The 21,416-nt window shown below is 42.4% G+C and carries 20 protein-coding genes; 9 read left to right on the top strand and 11 right to left on the bottom strand.

The features are described from left to right. Positions 1-68 precede the first annotated feature (68 nt). Positions 69-743, bottom strand: a complete 675-nt coding sequence (locus Q1X33_RS01375) for a CPBP family intramembrane glutamic endopeptidase (RefSeq protein ID WP_301969552.1) — start codon at positions 741-743, stop codon at positions 69-71. A gap of 234 nt (positions 744-977) precedes the next feature. On the opposite strand from Q1X33_RS01375, the gene Q1X33_RS01370 reads away from it, so the two are divergent. After that, positions 978-2,540, top strand: a complete 1,563-nt coding sequence (locus Q1X33_RS01370) for a polysaccharide deacetylase family protein (protein WP_301969466.1) — start codon at positions 978-980, stop codon at positions 2,538-2,540. A 59-nt stretch (positions 2,541-2,599) separates the two neighbouring features. Here Q1X33_RS01370 and Q1X33_RS01365 read toward each other — a convergent pair whose 3' ends face one another. Beyond that, complete coding sequence (locus Q1X33_RS01365; protein WP_289230512.1) at positions 2,600-2,821, bottom strand: hypothetical protein; 222 nt, start codon at positions 2,819-2,821, stop codon at positions 2,600-2,602. Then, positions 2,787-3,218 (bottom strand): GNAT family N-acetyltransferase, encoded by a 432-nt coding sequence (locus tag Q1X33_RS01360; RefSeq protein ID WP_301969465.1) that lies wholly within the window; start codon positions 3,216-3,218, stop codon positions 2,787-2,789. Before Q1X33_RS01360 ends, Q1X33_RS01365 begins: the two co-directional genes overlap by 35 nt. 284 nt (positions 3,219-3,502) lie before the next feature. Here Q1X33_RS01360 and Q1X33_RS01355 point away from each other — a divergent pair, with 284 nt between their 5' ends. After that, positions 3,503-4,843, top strand: coding sequence for a peptidoglycan DD-metalloendopeptidase family protein (locus tag Q1X33_RS01355; RefSeq protein WP_015509418.1), 1,341 nt, complete (start codon positions 3,503-3,505; stop codon positions 4,841-4,843). A 76-nt stretch (positions 4,844-4,919) separates the two neighbouring features. Here the strand turns inward: Q1X33_RS01355 and Q1X33_RS01350 are convergent, their stop codons facing one another. Further along, complete coding sequence (locus Q1X33_RS01350) at positions 4,920-5,288, bottom strand: iron chaperone (protein ID WP_005225664.1); 369 nt, start codon at positions 5,286-5,288, stop codon at positions 4,920-4,922. 418 nt (positions 5,289-5,706) lie between these two features. Here Q1X33_RS01350 and Q1X33_RS01345 point away from each other — a divergent pair, with 418 nt between their 5' ends. The 4 genes from Q1X33_RS01345 (at position 5,707) to Q1X33_RS01330 (ending at position 9,255) form a co-directional block, all read left to right on the top strand. Next, positions 5,707-6,219, top strand: coding sequence for a hypothetical protein (locus tag Q1X33_RS01345; RefSeq protein ID WP_289230514.1), 513 nt, complete (start codon positions 5,707-5,709; stop codon positions 6,217-6,219). Further along, a complete protein-coding gene (celB, locus tag Q1X33_RS01340) occupies positions 6,203-7,558 on the top strand; it encodes a PTS cellobiose transporter subunit IIC (protein WP_081116760.1) in 1,356 nt (451 codons plus the stop codon). Before Q1X33_RS01345 ends, celB begins: the two co-directional genes overlap by 17 nt. A 101-nt stretch (positions 7,559-7,659) precedes the next feature. After that, complete coding sequence (locus Q1X33_RS01335) at positions 7,660-8,388, top strand: GntR family transcriptional regulator (protein WP_289230516.1); 729 nt, start codon at positions 7,660-7,662, stop codon at positions 8,386-8,388. A 159-nt stretch (positions 8,389-8,547) separates the two neighbouring features. After that, a complete protein-coding gene (locus tag Q1X33_RS01330) occupies positions 8,548-9,255 on the top strand; it encodes a demethylmenaquinone methyltransferase (protein WP_301969464.1) in 708 nt (235 codons plus the stop codon). Between the two features lie 105 nt (positions 9,256-9,360). Here Q1X33_RS01330 and Q1X33_RS01325 read toward each other — a convergent pair whose 3' ends face one another. From Q1X33_RS01325 to Q1X33_RS01305, 5 genes are all read right to left on the bottom strand, one after another. Then, complete coding sequence (locus Q1X33_RS01325) at positions 9,361-11,166, bottom strand: ABC transporter permease (RefSeq protein WP_275851004.1); 1,806 nt, start codon at positions 11,164-11,166, stop codon at positions 9,361-9,363. A gap of 13 nt (positions 11,167-11,179) precedes the next feature. Next, on the bottom strand, positions 11,180-11,932 hold the full coding sequence (locus Q1X33_RS01320) for an ABC transporter ATP-binding protein (RefSeq protein WP_301969463.1): 753 nt from the start codon (positions 11,930-11,932) through the stop codon (positions 11,180-11,182). 7 nt (positions 11,933-11,939) lie between these two features. Then, positions 11,940-12,302, bottom strand: a complete 363-nt coding sequence (locus Q1X33_RS01315; RefSeq protein WP_010747916.1) for a YxeA family protein — start codon at positions 12,300-12,302, stop codon at positions 11,940-11,942. A gap of 167 nt (positions 12,303-12,469) precedes the next feature. Continuing rightward, positions 12,470-12,820: a hypothetical protein gene (locus Q1X33_RS01310; RefSeq protein ID WP_074931821.1), complete on the bottom strand. Its 351-nt coding sequence runs from the start codon at positions 12,818-12,820 to the stop codon at positions 12,470-12,472. Continuing rightward, positions 12,817-14,118: a DUF1576 domain-containing protein gene (locus tag Q1X33_RS01305; RefSeq protein ID WP_301969462.1), complete on the bottom strand. Its 1,302-nt coding sequence runs from the start codon at positions 14,116-14,118 to the stop codon at positions 12,817-12,819. The genes Q1X33_RS01310 and Q1X33_RS01305 overlap by 4 nt, the downstream gene beginning before the upstream one ends. Positions 14,119-14,494: 376 nt before the next feature. On the opposite strand from Q1X33_RS01305, the gene Q1X33_RS01300 reads away from it, so the two are divergent. Then, positions 14,495-16,288: an oligopeptide ABC transporter substrate-binding protein gene (locus tag Q1X33_RS01300; protein WP_123833837.1), complete on the top strand. Its 1,794-nt coding sequence runs from the start codon at positions 14,495-14,497 to the stop codon at positions 16,286-16,288. Here Q1X33_RS01300 and Q1X33_RS01295 read toward each other — a convergent pair. Both Q1X33_RS01295 and Q1X33_RS01290 read right to left on the bottom strand, forming a co-directional pair. After that, the gene (locus Q1X33_RS01295; RefSeq protein WP_142967746.1) at positions 16,285-16,467 is read right to left on the bottom strand and encodes a hypothetical protein; all 183 of its coding nucleotides are present in this window, start codon (positions 16,465-16,467) and stop codon (positions 16,285-16,287) included. The two genes, Q1X33_RS01300 and Q1X33_RS01295, sit on opposite strands and share 4 nt — an antisense overlap. Positions 16,468-16,546: 79 nt before the next feature. Further along, positions 16,547-17,410 (bottom strand): helix-turn-helix domain-containing protein, encoded by an 864-nt coding sequence (locus Q1X33_RS01290; RefSeq protein WP_123833838.1) that lies wholly within the window; start codon positions 17,408-17,410, stop codon positions 16,547-16,549. A 1,049-nt stretch (positions 17,411-18,459) separates the two neighbouring features. Here Q1X33_RS01290 and Q1X33_RS01285 point away from each other — a divergent pair. Both Q1X33_RS01285 and Q1X33_RS01280 read left to right on the top strand, forming a co-directional pair. Continuing rightward, positions 18,460-19,302 carry a PRD domain-containing protein gene (locus tag Q1X33_RS01285; RefSeq protein WP_301969461.1) on the top strand — a complete coding sequence of 281 codons (843 nt, stop codon included), beginning with the start codon at positions 18,460-18,462 and terminating at the stop codon, positions 19,300-19,302. 170 nt (positions 19,303-19,472) lie between these two features. Continuing rightward, positions 19,473-21,374: a beta-glucoside-specific PTS transporter subunit IIABC gene (locus tag Q1X33_RS01280; RefSeq protein ID WP_010747921.1), complete on the top strand. Its 1,902-nt coding sequence runs from the start codon at positions 19,473-19,475 to the stop codon at positions 21,372-21,374. The last annotated feature ends 42 nt before the right edge of the window (positions 21,375-21,416 follow it).

Here is a 21,416-nt window from a genome sequence, read left to right as displayed (position 1 = left end):
AGCCTTTGGAGAAAGGCGGTACTAACTATCAAAAAGGACAGCTAGGCTTCAGCTGTCCTTTTTGTTGCTTATTTATCTAAAAATGAAATGAATCCCAGAGAGTCATAGAGAAAATGGCAGATCCAGCTGACCCATACGCTATTGGATTTTTTCCAAACGTAGTTGAGTGCCAATCTGGCAGTCATCAAGGTGATCAATAATTGGGCTGGATGAAAGCCGTACGCTGGGATGTGCCATAAAGCGAATAGCACACTGCAAATGATGGATGACCAGGCAAATGAAAGGCCTCTTTTCTGCAACGCCAACAAGAGGTTGGTACTTAGCAATTCTTCTCCCATCAGCATAAACGGAACTTGCAAAAAGACCATTTGGACAGTGATGGTTTCGCTGATCGAGTTGGTTGTTGGTTGTCCAAAAATAGCGGGATAAACAAAGGAAAAGAACACGCCAGTCAAAATGACGAGAGGGACACCCCACAATAAAACGGTAAACCGAAAATGTTTGAACTGCTCCAAAAAGGTTGCTCGTAAGAGAAAATACCCTGCGCTAAATGCGAAGACCAGATTCCAGATGGTACCGACGATCGATAACACGGAATCGTTTAGTGGGGTATATGGAAGTAATTGATAGGTTAACCCAATGATTAAGGTAAGAACGAATAAATAAACTGCTGATTTGTGTTTCATTTTGAACACATCCTTCATAGTAATTGCCACATGCTGAATTATAAACAGAAAAAACATCAAAGTACAAAAAGATATCTCTCATTATTTTTAAACAAAAAGAAAAAGCAGTGAACACGATATCATACTTGGCAGAAGTGGTTTTCTTAAAAGCAGAATAAAGGATTTCTAAGAACAATTCCCAAAATTTGTGAACAAAAAGAGAAGTTTATAAGAATCTCTGTAACACTGTTGAAATATTATTACGCTTATGTTACATTTTGTTTACGTTATTATGTTTGAGGGAGAATGTTTATGAAGAAATCAAGCAATGATTCAAATAATTCACAACATAGAGAAGCGACTTCTGAAAAACAAGCACCTATTTCGAGGGTCGAATCACATCAAAAGCAAACAACGGGAACGACAAGACGCACGCCAACCGCCAATCGTCAAGTTTCTAAAAAGAAGCCAACTCATCGCAAATATCTCTTTTCATTGATGACGCTGCTGACAATCGTCATTATCGCCACTGGCGGCTATATCGCTTTTACTTTGAAGCAGCAAGAAGCATTGGCACGCGAAAAATATGAAGCTGCCGCGCAAAAGCTATTAGCATCCATCCAAGAAGAACAAGCCAAAGAGGGAATTCCCGCAAAACTTGAAACATTGTCTGATGGGGGCAAAAAAGAATTGATTTTCCGACCAAAAGAAGAAAGTGCCATCCCTGTAAAGGATGCAAGTCAGAAATTATCGACCATGGCGAACAAGCTATGCAAAAAGCACGCCGACAAAGAGACCGTTACGATCGCTCGGATTCAAGCACAAGCAGTTGCATCAAAAGTGTCAACCTATTCCTTAAAAGCGGACAGCTATGTTTGGAATCGGGAGACTGGGCGGTTTGAAGATGCGGATAGCGTGGTTGCCGATCCAATTTTTATTTCCGAGAAAACCGGCAATGAATTATCCTTGAAAGACTTGGTTCCAGATGAAGGCAGCTTGCTAGGAATCCAGCAAGTGATTCAACAAAAGCTTTTGGATCAAGCCAAAGAACCGACTAAAATCATTGATGCCGTCTTGGGGATGGACCGAATCACCTATGATTCAAAATTTACTTATGATCCTGAAAAAATAACGCTCCAGTTGCCGCAAAATCAAACAGGTGTATCCGAGATCACTTTGGCTTACAAAGAGATTGCGCCCTTTATTGATCCAGAGCTTGTCAATGCGGATCAATTGAAAGAGCAACAAGCGATGTTAGACGAAAACAAAAAATATGTTGCGTTGACTTTTGATGATGGACCAAATGATACTTCGACATTGGATCTCTTAAAAATCTTGAAAGATAATGATGTGAAGGCAACGTTCTTTGAATTGGGCCAGATGGTGGATCGATACCCTGAGGTCGCGAAAAAAGTCCATGAGGAAGGGCATGAAATTGCCAGTCACTCCTATTCTCATCCCCAATTAAATACGTTGTCGCCAGAGGAGGTCAAAGCGGAAATAACCAAAACGGACAAAGCCATCTATCAGGCGACAGGGGTCTTGCCTAAGAATTTGCGCCCGCCATATGGGGCGATCGATCAACAAAGCGCCCAAGCGGCAGGAAAATCGATCATTCAATGGAGTGTTGATACCGAGGATTGGAAGCTAAAAGATCCGAACAAGATTTTGAAGGTCGTCCAAAACAATGTTTACGATGGATCGATTATTTTGCTACATGATATTCATCCGAAATCTGTTCAAGCCGTACCGGGCATCATCAAAGCACTCAAAGCGCAAGGCTATGAATTTGTGACGGTCGATCAATTGCTCAATGGCAGCCAAAAACCAATGTATCAATACTTTGGTGCAACAAATGAACGCAGTGTTAGCTAATAGCTGAAAAAGGAAGTGATGGCAATCATCGCTTCCTTTTTTTTTATTATTGACTTTAGTCAGTTTCGTTCGCGTAGCGTACGAAACTGACTAAAGTCAATAATAAAGAAAGCATTGCCGATCCAGCAAATGGAAGGCAATGCTTTTTGTCGTTTATTGTATCCATTGATTCGACGGGTAAGCCGATCAGCGGTTATGGTCGCACGATTGATCAAAAGGACAAAGAGAAGGTGAAAAAAAGCAGCATCAACGATGCCACTCCATGATGTTTTCGATTTCATTGGTATCAGAATCCACTTGTTCAGAAACGATGGTAAAGCCATGTTTGAGATAAAACGCAATAGCAGCTGTATTTTTTTGGTAGACGTTCAGAGTCAGCTTCTCGTGTTCTGCTTGTACTTTTTGTAAAAGCTGCTTGCCAATGCCGTGGGCACGATAGTCTTTCAAAACGAAAATACCAGCGATATACTCATCCAACATCCCGATGAAGCCGACAGGCTGATCATCCACCGAATAGGTGTAGATAAGGGCATCAGCAAAGGCTTTTTTCACAAAGTCATAGTTATCTTGCCAATGGGCAGCTGAGATAAAGTCATGGGCATCCAAATTGCTTTGCAGCCAAATCTGGGTGATAGTTTCTAATTCAGAATCGGTAAATGTGGTCACTTGTTGTATCATGAGAACCTCCGTTTTTTAATCCAGTATAGCATAGGTTCACTGCTGATTACTGCAAATCGCGGCATTTTCATAGGCAATCGGACAGGAGATGAACCGATTGATAAGTAACGAAGGTTAAATGGCGAAGAAAAGCAATCTTTTTCGTTGAAATATTCTAACAACTTTGTTTCAGCTAGATGTCAATTTCTTGCAGCCAGATGTTATTTGTGTGAAAACAGCCCCAAGAGTGAAATCTTTCGGTATGCTAGAGAAAGCGATATGACACATCTAGTTAAGGAGAAAAAATGAAAAAGACACTTTTGGTTGCAAGTTCACTTGTTTTGCTGACGCTGCCTGTCGTGACGGTATCCGCAGACAGCTTTGATCAGAAGATCCAGCAGCAAAATGAAAAAATCAATGACATAAAAAATGAATCCACCTCATTAGAATCACTGAAACGATCTACAGAGGCAGAGATTCAATCGATTGAAGGAGAAATCCAAGCAATCCTACAAAAGAAAACGACGACGGAAGAAGAAGTCAATGCCTTGGCACAAGAAATCCAAGTCCTTGAAGAGAAAATCATCAAGCGCACAGAAGTACTGGCGAATCAAGCGCGTGACATTCAAACGTCGGAACCTTCCAATCGTTTGTTCCAAAAAATCGTTGATGCGGAGTCCATCGGAGAAGCTATTCAACGGGCGATCGCTTCAGTAACGATCATGAATGCCAGCAATAGCATTGTCGAACAACAGCAAGAAGATATTGCAACAAGCCAGAAATTGGAAAAAGAGTTGCAGGAACAATTGGTTGCAATCGAAGAGCAGTCAAACGCATTGCAAGGAAAACAAGCGGAATTAGCTGATGTCAAGTTGAATCAAGAAGTTGCACTAGCCGACCTTGCCTTGGCGTTGAACACCGAAGAAGAGAAAAAAGACCAATTGGAAGCAGACAAAGCAGAAGCACAACGGCAAAAAGAAGCAGCGTTGAAGCAACTGGCTGAGCAAGAAGCACAAGAAGCAAAAGCGCGCAAAGAAGCAGAAGAAGCAGCAAAACGTCAGCAAGCAGCAGAAGCCAAGTCAGCTGAAACCGCCGAAAGTCCTGCCGTTCAACAAGCAGCAGTGGCAGCAGCCCAGCCGAAGACGGAAGCCGCAGTGGCGCCAGAAACATCGGTGTCGTCAGAAAAAACTGCAGCTACGCCTGCACCTGTGCAGCAAGCAGCTGAGCCAAAGGAACAAGCAAGTACAGGTGGATGGCAAATGCCAGTCGATTCGGTTCATATTTCGAGTCGTTTTGGGTATCGAACAGATCCAACAGGTGCATCAGGAAATCAACATAATGGCATCGACTTTACTGGGGGGACAGGAACGCCGATCTATGCGATCCAAGCAGGCGAAGTCGTTGAAGCGGGCTATGGTCCGTCAACTGGTAACTATGTGATCATCAAACATGCCAATGGCGTTTACAGCTACTACATGCACTTTAGTACGCTGCCAGCTGTTTCGGTCGGACAAAGCGTCTCAGCTAGACAATATGTTGGCGGTATGGGAACGACTGGGAATTCAACTGGCGTCCATCTACATTTAGGGATGTCAACAAGCTTATGGTCAGGATTCTTTGATCCGGCGCCAGAATTAGGCTTATAATAGTCAGAAAAACCGCAGAAGCGAACAGGCTTCTGCGGTTTTTTGGTTGCTCTTCTTTTACAAAGTCTCGATTGGCTCAGCGCCAAAAACGGGTCATCTCCGCTTTGTCTTTCAGGTTGAAAGCGATCATGTCCTCAATCAATGCTTGATCGATCGGCTCAGTCCACTTGATGCGAAAAATGTTATCCGTATGGCTGTAACCGGCGTTTTCAATGGCATCGGCAAACTGTTCAAGACACTTGGTTTCAGGGGAGACAGAAAAATGCGGTTTTGAAACGCTGAAACCGATAATAAAGGTCTCATGGGCGGTGAACATCGGCTGATTCCACTTGATGACTGGAACGAGGTCAGGAAATTTCTTGGTAATAGCGGCAAATAAGGCACGCAGTTTTTCTTGCTTTACTGGATCTTCAATGCTGGTTAAGTAAGTTTCTAATACATCCATTGGGAGGATCTCCTTTCGTTTTAAGGAACGAGTACAGGGAATGTCGATCACTAAAAATAACGCGTGCTCGAAATCAAACATTTTGTTACTTAGAGTGTACTGTAAAGTTAGCAAGTTTACAAACCTGTTGCCTTGTTTGGGGGATAAAGCCTTCAGGAACAAACACTGTTTGCAAAAACGAATGCTAAAAATAACTTTTTTCTACTCGAACAAAAGCCAAGAGTCAGGAACATTCCCTCGTTATCCTGCAAGGTTCCTTGCGATTCACTTAACTTTTCAGAAATAACGAATGAAAAGGCAGATTATTTTCAGAGAACACTTTCTAAAAGAAATCGGTTGCATTCAACAAGAATTCTGCTAGAATATAACTTGTTCGAACAAGTTGTTGAGCGAAAGCAAAACGAAAGGAGGAGGACTTGTGACCAAAAGGAAACCGGTAACCCAAGCAGCCAAGAAAGAATATGCAAACAAAAGTATGCGGTTTAATCGTTTTTTACTTTTTCGTTATATGACTGCGATCTTTTTCTTTGTCAATCTTTATTGGGCCCTATTGAGTCTGTCTCAATGGACATGGGCTGGTTTGATTCCCATTGCCTTATTGATCGTTGATGGACTTATACTTATTGAACAAACTCAAAAATATTGGCAGCAATCGAATCGTTTACTGGTGACAAAGATCGGTTATTGGCTCCAATTCGGCGTCAATCTCATTGCAATTTTTGGTATTTTGATCGGGCAGCAAGCAACGTTGATTCCTTTTATGAATCAATCGGGTAGAGGGATCTTACTTGCCTTGTTTTCTGTCGGCATGATGGCGTGTTTGTTCATTCAGCGTAAAGCGTGGATGATCGAGCATGACCGCGACAAATATTTCACGTATTTGACTACATTTGAAACTCAAGGAGGAACAGTCAATGGATTCAGAAAATAACAAAATGTTTGCCTTCTTGGACCGCTACTTAATGGGTCCAATGGGGAAAATCTCACAATTACGGATCGTTCGTGGGGTCATGGCAGCCGGGATGGCGTCGATTCCTTTCACTATCGTAGGATCAATGTTCTTGATCATCAGCGTTTTGCCACAAAGTTTTCCTGTATTAGAGGGTATTTGGAGTGCGTCATTCGATAAAATCCAAAATCTTTACATGTTAGGTAATACCGCAACAATGGGGATTTTAGCACTTTACTTCTGTGTCGTGTTTGGTTACGAGTACACGAAAATCCAAGCGCAAGAAGAGAAAATCGTTCTTAGCCCAGTCAATGGAGCATTACTTTCTATGATGGCGTTCTTTATGTGCTTGCCACAATTAGTTTTTGAAGGCGGTATGGCAACACTAGTCAATGTGATTTCTGATGACCAAAAAATCATCGATGGCTGGGAAATGGCTGGCGGCGTTACTCGTTTAGGAACAACTGGGATCTTTACAGCGATTATCATGGCGATCATTGCCGTAAAAATTTATGCGTTCTGTGTGAAACGCAATATTGTCATTAAAATGCCTGACACAGTGCCAACAGGAGTATCTTCCTCTTTTACGGCATTGATTCCAACGGCACTGACTTCATTAGCTGTGATCGTTATCAATGGTGCATTAGTCGCAATGGGCACAGATATTTTCAAAGTCATTGCGATTCCGTTTAGTTTCGTGACGCAATTGACCAGTACCTGGATCGGACTGCTTGTTATCTACTTCTTCATGCATGCACTATGGATCGTCGGTATTCATGGGGCAACGATCGTGACCTCATTCTTGACGCCAATCGTGTTGTCAAATATGGTGGAAAACCAAAATGGTGCCAACATTGCCTTTGCGGGTGAATTTAACAACAGTTTTGTTACGATCGGTGGTTCAGGAGCGACGTTAGGAATGGTGATTTTCATCGCCTTCTTTGCAAAATCAGCGCAGTTAAGTGCTTTAGGAAAAGCAGCGATCGTGCCATCCTTCTTCAATATCAATGAACCGATTTTATTCGGGATGCCAGTGGTATACAACCCGTACACAGCGATCCCATTCTTCTTAGCACCAATGGCTTCAATGTCCGTTGCTTATTTTGGCATCAACTTAGGCTTTGTTAACCCACCGATTGCTCAAGTAGCGTGGCCGACCCCAATTGGATTATCTGGCTTTATTGGTTCAGGTGGTGACTGGCGTGCCTTTGTCTTAGCAATCATCTGTGCAGTCGTTGCTTTCTTGATTTGGTTCCCATTCATCAAAATGTATGATGGCAAATTATACAAGGACGAACAAGCAAACGCAACGAAGGCATAATCAATCTGTTTTTTTGATAAGCCGGCTATGAAAAATAGCTGGCTTTTTTTACGCCAAAGATGATAATAGTAGTAGAGAATCCGAAGGAAAGGAGTAGGCAAATGACGAAACTCAGTATTGAAGACTTAGCAGCGGAATTGATCAGAAAGATCGAAGCGGGTGACATAGGAAATGAGCAGGGGAAGATGCCTAGTGAACGAGAGCTTTTGGCGATTTATCCAGTTTCTCGTTATACGTTACGTCAAGCCCTCAATAAATTGAGCAAGATGGGCTGGATCTACCAGATGCAAGGCCGCGGCTCGTATATTCGCTTTCAAAACAACCAAAAACCGGCCATTGAACAAGGTGATCTTGGCTTCAATGAAGACTTGACACGGGGCGAGAAAAACATTCGAACGGTCAAAGCCTCAAAGCGGCTGGTCAAAGTATCAGAGGCGCTGTTTCTTCCAAGTCAAAAACAATTTGCGAAAGATCAACACTTTATCGAAGTCCAACGTTTTCGCACATTAGATGACAAACCCTATTTGATTGAACGTTCCTATTATATACCTGAAATCGTGGGGGAGATCTCCGAAACAATGATGGAGGGGTCGATGTTCCAAGCTTTGGCAGAAGAAAAACAACTGACAGCCGCCTTCATCGACAAGTTCATCCAAAGCAAACCGCTATCACAGGAACAAGCAGCGTTTTTTCATCTAGAAGAAGGCATGCCCGCACTGATTGTAAGGGATGATAGTTACTTAAAAAATGGCGAACTATTGGCATTTTCGATGATTCATTATGATTATCGGATGGCAACCTTGTATATGCACAAAAAGATAATACTTTAAGTTATTAACAATGCAAATCGACTAAAAACGATGGCAAGCATGGTCTTTGTTCCCCTCGTTTTTTCGTGCTAGACTAAAATTATCAGCAGCTTTTAGCAACTGGCAGCTAAACGTTGAGAATTTAGGGTCTAAAACGAGGAAAAGAAAGGACGTGCCGCAATGGCAACAACAGCCAAAGAAACCAAAGTACATGATGTATTTGAATCGATCGCTTCCCGTTATGATCGAATGAACGGTATTATCTCCTTTCAGCTGCACAAACGGTGGCGCAAGGATACCATGAAACGAATGGCAGTACCGATGGGTGCGGAGATATTAGATTTATGCTGCGGTACCGGGGATTGGGCGTTTGCATTGAATGAAGCGGTCGGTCCGACGGGGCAAGTGACCGGCGTTGATTTTAGCGAAGAAATGTTAACGGTTGCCAAAGAAAAGGCCCAGAAAAAGCAACAAACGCAGATCCAGTGGCAGACTGGCAATGCGATGGCATTAAGCTTTCCAGACGAGCACTTTGATTATGTGACGATCGGGTTCGGGTTGAGAAATGTCGCGGATCGCCAACAAGTCTTGGCAGAGATCCATCGGGTGCTGCGCCCAGGCGGGAAAATCGTTTGTCTCGAAACATCACAGCCCACACTGATCGGCTGGCGGCAACTGTTTACTTTTTATTTTCACCATGTCATGCCGTTATTTGGCAAACTGTTCGCCAAAAGCTATCAAGAATATTCCTGGCTGCAGGAGTCCGCACGGGATTTTCCTGACAAGCAGGCATTGAAACGAGAATTTCAGGCAGCTGGCTTTGATGTGTTGCAAGTCAAAAGCTATGCAGGAGGTGCGGCGGCGATGCATCTAGGGTTCAAACCCTAAGATTGCCTTCCCTTTGTCCGAGAAAAAACAAGAAAAATGAAAGAGACCATCATGCCCTTCATGGCTTGATGGTCTCTTTGCGTTGAGCAATTCAGAGAGTGATTGTTATTTTTTCTTTGGGTTTAAAACAATGTTGGTGTATAACCAGATGGTCACCACGTAATAAATGGCGTAGAGGGCGATAAAGATGCCAAAAGGTAGCCATAGGTCATGGTACGGATCGATCATCAAGGTGGTGAACATTTTTAGACCGAACAAGACATGGATCATTCCTAAGATGCCAGGAACTAGGAAGAGCACGCCAATCTCTTTACGGATCGAGCTTTTCAGTAAACGCGTGCGGGTACCGATTTTTTTCAGCATCGTGTAACGTTGAATGTCGCTGTTTGCCCCTGAAAGAATTTTGAACATCAGGCAGCTAGCTAACATCGTCAAGAAGGCGATACCCAGGAAGAAGCCCATAAATTCAAAACCAGAGAAAATCCCGTTATAGCTGTCGTAAGCGAAGACCCGTTGGGAAAAATTCATATCGGCGGTTTCTGAAGAATTTGCGTCTTGATTTGCTTGCGCCAAATCACGCAGCCCATCGTAGCTTGCTTGGAAGTCTTTGACTTGTACCATTCGCAAGCTGGTTTCCGATGCATTGACCGCACCAAAAGCGGTTTGATCGACGACTTGGATCTCCTTACCTCGTTGTTCTGGTAAGAGGTAGCTACGCAATTGGTCTTGGGCGGTCACATCAGAAGCTAATTGATCGCCAGTCAGCTTGTTGTAAGTGACATCGACACTCAACTGATCCATACTGGAGCTGAGCAAGTTGTTTTCGTTGAATTGTTCCTTCACGTAATAAATGGTGTCATCCGTTTCTTTCATGCTGTAGGTCACATCAAGGGTCGGGTTTAACGCATTGACTTTTTCGTCAGAGGCGTTTTGGGCATTGTTCAAATACAAGTCATAAGGGGCAACAGTTTTTGCCAAGATAGGGATCTCGTTTTTAAAGCCAAGACCAACCGTCAAGGCACCTAATGCTAGAGCAAAAAGCATCGCCACCATCGAAAGCATCTGGGTATACTCACGAATCCGAAAGCTTAATTGCGACAAGGTGAAATTGTTTAACTTTTTCAATGCGATCGTATCGTTCTTCTTTAATAGGGATAAAAGAGCGATGATCACCGAACGAAAGACTAGGTATGTGCCAAGAACAATCGTGACAAGGGCGATGCCGATCCCGATCAATTGGAAGGTCATCAAATCGCTCATCATATAATAGCCGATGGCTAAGGAACAAAGACCTAAAATGGTTTGCAAGAAGAGCAAGAATGGCCGTTGTTTGACTTGTGCCGGCGTGCTTGTTTCTCGTAATAATGCTAAAATCGATTTTTTGGCAATTGCCCGTGCATTGAAGATGGCAGCAATCAAAAAGAGAACCGAGAAGAAGACGACGGTTACGATCAATGCCTCTGGACTAAATGCTGCATAATGGGTGATCTGCAAGTTTAATTGATTGACTAGCAAAGTATTGACACCACTTGCTAAGCCGATCCCTAAGATAGAGCCGACAGCGGTGGCAACGATACCTACCATAAAGGTTTCGATAAAAATCATTTGGGCGATCTTTCGTCCTTTGGCTCCTAACATCATAAACATGGCATAGTCCTTTTGGCGCATCGCCATCAAGAAAGAATTGGCATATAAGATGTAGGCAAAGGTAATGATCCCTAAGAGGACCGAGCCAAAACGAAAGACGAAGACCACCATACTGATGATCGAGTTGCTTTTTAAAAAGGCTTCATTGCTCGCCATTGATTCGAACATATAAAAGATGGCTGAAGCCATGACTAAACCAGAAAAGAGGACGATATAATCCTTCAACCGAGCTTTGATCCCGGTAAGTGATAGTTTCCAAAGCATGTGTTCTTCCTCCTTATTGTTCCAAGTTTCCTAGAATGACAAGGATCTGGCGGTAAAATGCTTCGCGGCTTTCATCCTCACGTTTGACTTCTTGATGGATCTTTCCGTCCTTGATAAATAAAATACGTTGGCAATAGCTGGCAGAAAGGGGATCATGAGTGACCAATAAAATCGACACTTGGTCATTGGTATTCAAGTCGTCCATCATATTCAATAAATCTTTCGCACTTTTTGAATCCAAGGCACCTGTCGGTTCATCCGCAAAAAGGATCGTTGGTTCCGTGATCAAGGCTCGAGCGGCTGCCACCCGTTGCTTTTGTCCACCAGAGATCGCTGCTGGATATTTGTCGAGAATATGTGTGATGGACAAGCGTTCTGCGACTTGTTTGATTCGTTGTTGGATGATCTTTGGTTTGACTCCTTGTAAAGACAACGGGACAGCGATGTTTTCTGAAGCCGTTAAGTTTTCTAATAGATTGAAGTCTTGGAAAATAAAGCCGATTTCACGGCTGCGGAAATCTGCCAAGGCATCGCCTTTTAGTTTGGTGATATCGCTATTGTTGATGCGAATGGCACCTTTTGTCGGATGATCCAAAGTTGAAAGAATGTTGAGTAGAGTGGATTTCCCTGAACCAGAAGCCCCCATGATCCCAATGAATTCGCCTTTTTCAATATCAAAGCTGATACCTTTTAAGGCTTCGGTTTGTTTTTCGTTAGCTTTTCCGTATACTTTGGTCAGTTCATTTGCTTGAATAATTTTTTCCATCGTTGCGTTACGCTCCTTTTAATTGGGTTAATGCTTTGGCTGGGATGTCTTTTTCTTTGACCTCTTCATAGCCAGTTACCCCTTTTTTTTCGTTCCAAGTAAGCTTCAAATAGGCTTCTTTGCGCAATGGTCGTTCTTGGAAACCGTTGAAATCAAGGGTTTTGCTTTTGCCGTTCTCATCATACCCTGGCAATTCGTAATGGTATTGAGTATAGACATTCCCATTGTCATCCTTAGAAGTCGTCTTTTCACCATCTGTGGTGATTTGGACATAGTAGCTGTCGCCGCCCATGATGACGGTTTGTGCGACTTGCAATGCGCCGAACCCTATGAGGAGGAGCGCTGCAAGTCCAATCAGAAGTTTTTTCATCTATCGGTCACCTCGTTTTTTATTATGATGAAAGTATAACGCTGGTTTTCTGAAAAGTAGTGTGAAAAATCTATCAATAAACTTTCAATTTTGTCACGACAAACGAACAAAAAACGTTTCTAAAGGGTGAAGGTCACCGCTTAGAAACGTTTTTTGCGTAGGGCTTTTCAATTGTATTTTTTGCGATACAATTCAACGATCAATTGCTCATCCTCGTACATAATGGCGGCTTCGTCGATCATTAATCCTAATAGATAGTAATCTTTTTCTTCATGGATCGTTTGATGGCCGCCTAACAGCTCCACATAATAATTTTCTAACGTGCTATCTCTTGGTGTGTTGAGCATGTCGATAAAATGTTCTAAATCAGAGGGCTGCTCTGGAAATTGACCTTGCACAACTGCTTTAAACCCCTCTGCTTCAAAGGCCATCTCACTTATTATCTTTTGACAGTCATGGGACAAAAAGTAGGTGACCACTTCATCGACGATTCGCCGTGCCCGTTCTTTTTCAATCATTTTCTTCTCCGCCTTCTGATTTGCTGGTATTCATCTAACAATGGTACCATTGCTGCCGCGACAAATCCACTGGAAAAGCCATTATTGTATAAGTTCAATCCTCCATGTAAATAGGTGATATTTGTGACCAAGGCTGCATGGACCACCCCAGCGATTACGCCAGCAACTGGACCATAATACCCACTGATGGGGGCTAGACTGGTGCCGAAGATCGCTGTCAGCAATAAACTGAAGGTCGAGACATCAGAGGTCAAACCGACCTTGGTTGCTAAAACCACCCCAATCATGACAGGCAAACTATTTCTCCAGTGATTCCCGAAAGCACTGAAACCAATTACGGTCAGTATTGCGCCTAAAAGGGGACCAGATAGTTCGCCTTGTAAGAAGAAGACAAAGAACAGCATCAACATCCCCATCATCGCCATGTTCATCATCGTGACCCCAAGGGAAAAAATCGTGACATAGTCCGTCATTAATTTCCCTGACGTTTGAAAAAGCTCAGGCAAGCCTTTGAGGGATCGCTGATTTAGAAGATAACCGATAAGAAACATGGCAAGACAAAGAATGAGCAAGAACCCAGTCAGATAATAGTGATACTCCGTCGTCAACTGTTTGTTTGAATAGACTTCCAAGTCGAACAGCCGTAAAAAACTCGTGAAAAACATAGTGATGATGCCAGCAGCAAACCCGATATTATACAAAGAAAAACCTTGGTGGAATTGTAAAAATTGAGCTGCTAGAGGAGGGAGCGCCAAACCGATTAATAGACCGATGCCATAACCAAAAGCGATCCCGACGGGTAAAGGCAACCTTAAACCGAATGCTAAGTAACTGATGACCGGCGAGGCGGCACTGCCAAATAAGGCAACCAGTGAATATTGTGTAGCGGGGCGTTGCTGTATGTAAGAGTATAAATAGACACCAAGTGGAATGGGAATCGAGTTAAAGATGTTTTTTCCAAAAAAAGAAAAGCCAGATATGGTAAAAAAAGCAGCGATCATTGGTCCACTAATAATCGTTCCTTGCTTTTTCGCAAGGAGGATACTGATCAATGTCAATAAGCCACTGTTTAAAAAGGCGCTTCCAAGATTGCCGATCGCAAAATAATCAGAAATCAAATTGCTGGGGGCATTTAAGATTGCCAGCGAGCCTTGCCACAAAGCTTGAGGAGGGGAAGCAACCAAGCCAATGAGGATCAAGACGATGCTATACGCCAAAAGCAAGCGCTGGGTTAAGAGCTGTGAGATAGGTGCAAAGGGTTTCAATTTTGTTTGTAAGAAAACTCGTTTATCTGCCATAGTTTCATTGAACGCTCCTTTTTTTCATAGTATCACACCTTTTAGCGACAAAAAAGTATTTTTTGACAGTTTTAAGTAGCAGGACGACGAGAGAAATGAGAACAAAAAAAGGGAGAAAAAGAAAAATTTAAGAAAATGCGAATAAAAATAACGGCGATGTATCAAGGAGAATCGCCCTTTTTTCAATAATTTCATCAATCGGTGAAATTATTGACAGAAAGAATTTTACGAAAATTGTTATAATTTAGTTAATCTCGTTCAGATTTTCTAATAAAAAAGCCATTTTAAGATAAAAAAACTGTTTGCTTGGTTTTTTTATTCGAAGATCGAGTGATCACTGAATCACGAGGAAGGGATTTAAATAAGGAGGAAGAGTATGAAGAAAACGAAGTTTGGCATGATTACTTTATTGGCAGCGCTTGTTTTAGGGGCTTGCGGACAAAGTAACGAAGGTGGAACAGGTTCGACAGATACACAAGAATCATCAACTGAGGCAGCTGGATTTGATATCAATGATTTGCAGCTTGCAGTTGAAAATAACGATGAAGTGATCGATGGGGGCGTCTTAGATGTTGCGGTAGTAACAGATACGCAATTTCAAGGGTTGTTTCAATGGGAGTTTTATCAAGATGCTTATGACCGTGACTTCATGTTACCAAGCCATGAATATTTGTTCCTACAAGATGAAGATTTCCGAATTGTGAATGGTGGACCAGCTGATTTAGAATTAGATGTCGATAACAACAAAGCAACGATCACTTTGCGTGAAGATTTGAAATGGTCTGACGGGGTCGATGTAACGGCTGAAGACGTGATCTTCTCTTATGAAGTCATCGGACATCAAGACTATGATGGCGTTCGTTACAACAATGACTTTACGAATATCGTTGGTATGGAAGAATACCACAGCGGCGAAGCTGATACGATCTCAGGGATCACAGCAGTCAGCGACAAAGTCGTTGAAATCGAGTTTAAAGAAATGCATCCAGGTATGCAGCAATCCGGTGGAGCGATCTGGCATTCTGCATTAGCGAAACATGCCTTTGAAGGCATTGAAGTGGCAGATATGCCTTCAAGTGATCCCGTTCGAACCAATCCAATCGGTTTTGGTCCATACAAAATGAGTAATATCGTACCAGGTGAAACGGTGGAATATGTACCGAATGAACATTACTATGGCGATACACCAAACTTAGAAAAAATCGTGATGCGTAACGTCCCTTCGGCTTCAATCAATGAAGCGTTAAACGCGAAGCAATACGATTTAGTCTTAAAAATGCCAACAGATACCTTTGATACGTATCAAAACATGGATGGCTACCAAATGTTAGGTCGTCCAGAACAATCTTACACGTATCTTGGCTTTAATTTAGGTTCATGGAATGATGAAACAAACAGTGTTGATTTTGATCCAAATGCAAAAATGGCGAACAAAGCATTGCGTCAAGCAATGGGCTATGCCATCGACAATGATGCGATCGGTGAGCGTTTCTACCACGGCTTGCGTTCAAATGCTTCAACATTGATCCCACCTGTTTATGGTACGTTGCACAATAGCGATGCCGAAGGATACCACTTAGATATGGAGAAAGCAAACCAACTTCTAGATGACGCTGGCTTTATCGATGTGGATGGCGATGGCTTCCGAGAAGATCCAGATGGCAACAAATTGACCATCAACTTTGCGTCAATGTCTGGTGGGGAAGTTGCCCAACCATTGGCGGATTACTATGTTCAACAATGGCAAGAAATCGGTTTAGATGTTCAATATTCAACAGGTCGTTTGATCGATTTCCAAGCCTTCTACGACAAGCTGAAAAACGATGATCCAGATATCGATGTCTTCCAAGCTGCTTGGTCTACTGGTTCAGATCCATCACCAACCAGCTTATGGGGACCAAATTCAGCATTTAACTACACTCGTTTTGAGTCAGATGAAAATACTGAATTGTTAGCTGCGATCGATTCAATCGATTCCTTTGATGAAGCAACACGGAAGGCTGCTTTTGATGCATGGCAAGAATATGCGATTGAAGAAGCTTTTGCGATCCCAACGTTGTATCGGAATCAAATCTTACCGATCTCTGATCGTGTCGCAAACTTTACCTGGGCATTTGACGCCGATCATAACCCATGGGCAACCATCGGTGTGACTTCAGAATCTCGTTAATCGGTTAGTAAATTACACAAATGAATCGGCAGCAGCATGCTCGTTGCTTTTGCCAAACAAAACCAGTTAGGTCTAAAACCTAATTGGTTTTTTTCTTGGTCCATGCAGACGGAAGAAGCAAGTCGAATGTTGAACCCTTCATTTTGAGCGGCTGTTTCGTGGGCAGGTTGGAGTGACATTGACGAAAAAGCTGAGCTCCGTTGGAAGATCAGCTTTTTTTGTTAGATAACATTACCTAAATGTCCATTTAATAAGCGGCTAAATCGCACGATTGGTAACAGCAGCAAGCAACTGTTGGAGATCGTTTTTATGGTTCTGGTAACCGGCTTGTTCAATAACGACTAAGGTGTTTTTTAGAATCTCTTTGTTCAACTGAGCGGATTGCAAATACGAGTATATTTCCTGATACAGCACTTGATGGATTTTTAAATAAAAATAGAGAGGAGTATTGGGTAGCGGTTCAGACAAAAGCAGAAACTTGTTTAGTAGATAGGCATCTTTATTTTCGCTGGCAAAGGCACAGCCGTTTAAGATCACGACACTTAACAGATTTGCATAAAATGGATCATTGGCGTAGTGCAGGATTTTTTTGATCCCATGATCTAAGTAATAACTGATCGTTTCTTGGTCAAAAATAAATAACAAATTTGAGAATAAATTTAACTCAAAGCGCCCCCAGGTTTCGATATCAAACAAGTATTGCTTTACCAGTTCGACTTCTTGGGTGTAAGCTCCTTGATTCATCAGAAATGATTCACGGTTGAGCAGCAGCAATCCTTGGACATACAAAGAATAATAGAAAAAATTTTGTGTCTCAAAGTAGCGTTTTTCCAGGCTAGTCAAGTAGTCGAGAGTCAGTGTTCGCTCATAGTAACGGGTATAGAAATCTTGCACCAGCTGACGTTTCTGATCCGTGGCTTCGCTGTCGATCAACAGACTGAACTCATGAACCGTGATATTCATTTTGTCTAAGTAGTCAAACAGGGTTTGTGAAGAGAGGTTTGTTTTACGATTTTCGAATGAAGAAAGGGTAGTACGTGAAGAAATACCTTCGGCAAGCTTGGCTTGCGAGATTTTGCGATCTGTGCGCAGTTTTTTGATTAAAGAGCCTTGCTGTTTCATGGGGGACCTCCTTAATTGTGACGCATTTCTGAACAATGTGATTTTAATAACATGTTATCAAATATAATAAGGTATAGCAAATAATAAAGGAGGTAGTTTTTCATGGAATTTGAACCATTCGGCCCTTGGGAAATCAACCCATTTAAAAACTAGTACTGCCTTTTCTGCGAAACCTTATCGTTGACCTTTCAATGATAAGTCTTGTGACTGTTTCCTTTGTGATAGGAACAGCATTTTCCTTGCTCACTGCGGTCTTCATCGCAGGATCGAGCAACATCTTGAAGAATCGAAAGGTTATTTGATTGCTTCCCCCTCTCAAAGACACCTTTTCGTTTGTGGAAGTCATGAAGCGCATGAATCGCTAAAAGCGGTCAGTCACATTGAATGTCTGTCATGCACCAGACCTTCCCCAATTCTTTGATTCTTTGTGATTGATCGTTTTTTGTAAAGCATCATACTTCTAGCTATGACCGTAATGCACGAAGATTACGGTTTTTTTGCGGTCTTATTGTGCTACACAGTAAACTGTGCATTTCAAGTGAACAAAAAGACCAAAACTACACAAGAAATTCAGTAGGGAAGATGTTGAAAAAAAGTTAAAAACGAAAAAAGAAAAACGTTTGCAAAAAAAGTGTTGACATTTTTTCTCAGAATGAGTACTATTATCTCAACGGAACATGAGAGTGTTCTCATTACTGGATTCGTTACTGTTCGGCAGGCAAGACCAGAGGAAAAAAGTGCGTTGATTACCCAAAGTTTCTTGGGTTGTACACTTTTTTGCTTTGGTCTTCTTTTTTTGCTCCATTGGTTCTATTCGCTAAAAAAGAACCGGTTCCAAGGTAAGGTCCAGTCATTGATCATCAAAGGAGGGGAGAAGTAAAACGCAATGAACTGCCAGCTAGGTTTGAATAATTTTTGCATCATTGTATGGTACAGTTAGTATCCTTATCACTTAGTGGCAATTCAGAGAAAAAAATAAAAGACCTTCTGCATAGACGTCAAACGATACAAAGTTTTTTACGGGCTATGCTGATCAAGGAGGATCGTTCGTGAAGATTATCAAGAGGATCAACAACAATGTTGTACTTTCAAAAGAAGATGAAGTTGAAGTGATCCTAATGGGAAAAGGGATCGGCTTTCAAACGAAACCGGGTGACCTGATTCCGGCTGAGCGAATCGAAAAAAAATACTACCCAGAAGATGACTTGACAGTGGAACATATGTCGAAAGTCATGACGAAGGCTGACGAAAAACAAATGGCCGTCATTTATGAAATCGTGCGTCTCTTTCGGGAAAGTGTTGGAACCGATTTCAATCCAAATGTTTATTTCACACTGATGGATCATATCTTGTTTGCCATCAGTCGTCAAAAGCAAGAAATTGTTTTGACCAATCCCATGCATTGGGAAATCAAGAAAATCTATGCCAAGGAATATGCGGTCAGTGTCCAAGCGGTGGAGTTGATCCGCAAAGAGCTGTATCCCGATTTTTCACAAGAAGAAGCTGCGTTTATCACTTTGCATTTCGTCAATGCGCAAATTGAAAAAAGCGCCAATCAAAGTGCTTATGAGCACACCGAGTTGACGAACAATATTTTACGGATCGTTAAGTACAGCATGAACATCGAGTTTGATGAGAATTCTTCTTACTTCCAACGGTTCGTGACCCACATTCGCTATTATTTAATTCGACAAAGTCAAGAAAAAGAAGAGCCAGTATTGGCAAATCCAATGATTGCCTTGGCCTTCAGCAGCTATCCAAAAGAAAAAGAAACCGCAGATTCGATCAAAGAATACTTATTTGAACAAAAGGGCTGGCATGTCAACGATATGGAATTGATGTATTTGATTCTGCATATCGGTAACTTAGCCGCTCACTCAAAATTAACCTAAGAATGGAAATGGATTCGTTACAGTTCGGCTGGCAAGACCTGCACTTTCTTACAATACTAGATGAGGAAACCCGTCACTCTTTTTTTAGGGGATCTCTCATGCTTGTTTATTGTAGAAATGGCTGGTCTTTTTATTTTTATTAAATGACCAATAAAAAAGGAGCAATCAAAATGGCAAAATATACTGAATTAGCGCAAGACATTTTGGCCCACGTTGGTGGCAAAGAAAATGTCTCATCTGTAAAACACTGTGTGACTCGCTTACGGTTCCACTTAAAAGACGAAAGCAAAGCGGACACTGATTATTTGCAAAAACGTGACGGTGTCGTGACCGTCGTCAAAGCAGGCGGACAATACCAAGTCGTTATCGGCAATCATGTGCCAGATGTTTATGATGAAGTGTTGAAAGTCGGCGGATTAGCCGATGGCGGCAGTCTTGATATCGATGAAGGCGACGGGCAAAAAGGCAGCTTGTTTGACCGCTTTATCGATGTTATCTCAAGCCTGTTCCAACCGTTCTTAGGCCCATTAGCGGCAGCTGGTATCTTAAAAGGGATCACGGCGTTGCTGGCAGCAACTGGGATGGAAGCGACCAATGGTATCTATGTAGTAATGAATACTCTAGGCGATGGTTTGTTCCAATACTTACCAATGATCTTAGCCGTCACTGCAGCGAAGAAATTCAAGATGAATACCTATACAGCATTAGCGATCGCAGGGGCGATGGTCTATCCTGGCTTAGCAGAAAGCGTGGCTGAAGCGAGCAAAGTCTTCGGTCTAACCTTGACCTTGCCAGCAGGCGGCTACTTCAACAGCGTATTGCCAATTATTTTAGCGATTTTTGTCGCTTCAAAAATTGAACAGTTTATGCGCAAAGTCACACCTGACGTAGTCAAAATGTTTGTGGTTCCGTTTGTAACGATTTTGATCACTGTGCCGTTGACCTTCTTTGTGGTCGGTCCAGTCGCAAATACAGCCTCTAGCTGGATCGGTGTTGCTTTCCAAGCGGTGTACGATTTCAGCCCAATTATTTACGGCTTTGCTTTAGGGGCATTATGGCAAGTATTAGTTATGTTTGGTCTTCACTGGGGTCTTGTGCCATTGGCGATCATGGATATGGCGCAAAACGGCTCTTCGATTATTTTGACCGCAGCAGTGCTACCATGTTTCACGCAAACGGGTGTGTTAGCAGCGATTTGGTTGAAAACGAAAGAACCAAAAGTCAAACAAGGCGCAATGCCAGCTTTGATCTCATCAATCTTCGGTGTGACTGAACCTGCGATCTACGGGTACACGTTGCCAATGAAAACACCATTTATCGTTTCTTGTTTAGTTTCAGGTTTCGTCGGTATCTACTTGTCAATCTTTAACGTCACTGGTTATGCAATGGGTGGTATGGGGATCTTCTTGTATCCTGCATATATCGATCCAGCAACAGGCAGCTTCCATAGTGTGATCCACTTGGCGATCGGTACAGTGATTGCGATCGTAGCGTCATTTATCATCATGATGTTGTTGAAAGTACCAACATTGTATACAACTGTTGATTCACCAGTCGACGGTCAAGCAACACCAGCAGCGCCAGCGCCAGAAGCAAAAACTGTTTCTGCCAGCGTCAAAGATGAAACAGTCAAAAGCCCAGTAACTGGTCAAGTGGTTGCTTTAGCAGATGTGGAAGACAAAGTCTTTTCTTCAGGTGCTATGGGAAAAGGGATCGCAGTTGAACCAGCGATCGGTGAAATCACTGCGCCAGCAGATGCAGAAGTCAAAATCTTGTTTCCAACAAAACATGCCATCGGTTTAGTGACAGAAGATGGAACAGAACTATTGATCCACATCGGCATGAATACGGTAGAACTTGAAGGCAATCACTTTACTGCCTACATCAACCAAGGAGACAAAGTCAAAGCTGGTCAAAAATTGATTTCTTTTGATACAGAGGCGATTCGTGCGGAAGGCTATTCCTTGCTGACACCAGTCATCGTCACGAACTCTAACGACTACAGTGACATCCAAACGACACAGTCAAAAGAAGTAACAGCGCAGGATGATTTGATCGAAGTCGTAAAATAAATGCGTTTAACGGCACGTCGCAGGATCAGTAAGAATGCTTTC

Source organism: Enterococcus sp. B2E4 (assembly GCF_030499455.1).
GTDB classification, from domain to species: domain Bacteria; phylum Bacillota; class Bacilli; order Lactobacillales; family Enterococcaceae; genus Enterococcus_D; species Enterococcus_D casseliflavus.
Note: the sequence above shows the minus strand (reverse complement) of the source record. Positions and strands in the feature narration are given on the sequence as shown.